The organism is Dokdonia pacifica (assembly GCF_900188275.1).
GTDB lineage: Bacteria > Bacteroidota > Bacteroidia > Flavobacteriales > Flavobacteriaceae > Dokdonia > Dokdonia pacifica.
Map to the genome: position 1 here is coordinate 1 of NZ_FZNY01000023.1, position 1,925 is coordinate 1,925.

Annotated in this window: 1 protein-coding gene; it reads left to right on the top strand. The window is 39.0% G+C overall.

What is annotated here, in order from left to right:
- Window positions 1-27 precede the first annotated feature (27 nt).
- The coding region (locus CHB80_RS24315) for a DUF7507 domain-containing protein (RefSeq protein ID WP_449503649.1) at window positions 28-1,925 on the top strand (1,898 nt) is incomplete at its 3' end.

The window sequence follows — 1,925 nt, forward strand, 5'->3', positions numbered from 1 at the left end:
GTGACTGTAACTCCAGTAGAGGATGTAATGGATGATACGGCTACTACACCAGAGGATACTCCAGTAGATATTGATGTATTAGACAATGATACATTCAATCCAAACAGTGATGTAGAGGTAACCGATGTTACAGATCCAGCCAATGGAACAGTAACGATCAATGCTGATGGAACNGTAACCTATACACCAGATCCTGATTATATCGGAGAAGATACTTTTGATTATACAGTAACAGTAACTAATCCAGATGGTTCTACTACGACAGAGACAGCTACGGTAACAGTGACAGTAACTCCAGTAGAGGATGTAATGGATGATACAGCTACGACACCAGAGGATACTCCAGTAGATATCGATGTATTAGACAATGATACATTCAATCCAAACAGTGATGTAGAGGTAACCGATGTTACAGATCCAGCCAATGGAACAGTAACGATCAATGCTGATGGAACAGTAACCTATACACCAGATCCTGATTATATCGGAGAAGATACTTTTGATTATACAGTAACAGTAACCAATCCAGATGGTTCTACTACGACAGAGACAGCTACGGTAACAGTGACAGTAACTCCAGTAGAGGATGTAATGGATGATACGGCTACTACACCAGAGGATACTCCAGTAGATATCGATGTATTAGACAATGATACGTTTAATCCAAACAGTGATGTAGAGGTAACCGATGTTACAGATCCAGCCAATGGAACAGTAACGATCAATGCTGATGGTACAGTAACCTATACACCAGATCCAAACTATAATGGTACAGATACTTTTGATTATACAGTAACGGTAACTAATCCAGATGGTTCTACTACGACAGAGACAGCTACCGTAACAGTAATAGTTACACCAGATAACCCTTCATTAGAGTTATTAAAAGATGGTGTTTATGAAGATACCAATGGAGACGGTGTTGTTAATGAAGGTGATCTTGTTATATACACTTTTACAGTAACTAATAATGGAGATGTTCCTTTATTTGGAATCATAGTAACTGATCCATTAGTAACAGTGAATGGAGGACCAATAGATTTAGGTGTAGGAGAAAGTGATAATACGACTTTTACAGCTTCATATGCAATTACACAAGATGATATTGATGCAGGTGTAGTATATAATTTAGCAACAGCGACAGGTGCTGATCAAGCAGGAGAGCCTGCTACAGATACTTCTGAAGATCCAACACCTATGGGACCAATAGATCCTCAGTGTCCAGATTGTACTATTACTATTCTACCACAAGATCCAGCAATTGCGATCCTTAAAGTAGGAGTATTCAATGATGAAGACGCCGACGGATGTAGTGATGTAGATGAGACAATCACGTATACTTTCACAGTAACGAATGAAGGAAATGTAAGTTTATCAGATATCGTAGTAACCGATCCATTAATTGCTGGAATCACATTTGTAGATGGTGATACAGACGGTGATGGTGAGTTAGATGTAACAGAGACATGGACATACACTGCAGATTATGCAATCACGCAAGATGATATTGATGCTGGTCAGGTAACAAACCAAGCAACAGTAGCAGGAACAGATACTAATGATAACCCATTAAGTGATCTATCAGATGATACTTCGGTATTAGAAGATAATCCAACAGTGAGCCCATTATGTCAGTCACCAGCAATTGCGATCCTTAAAGTAGGAGTATTCAATGATGAAGATGCTGATGGATGTAGTGATGTAGATGAGACGATCACATATAGCTTCACAGTAACAAATGAAGGAAATGTAAGTTTATCTGACATCGTAGTAACTGATCCATTAATTGCTGGAATCACATTTGTAGATGGTGATACAGACGGTGATGGTGAGTTAGATGTAACAGAGACATGGACATACACTGCAGATTATGCAATCACGCAAGATGATATTGATGCTGGTCAGGTAACAAACCAAGCAACAGT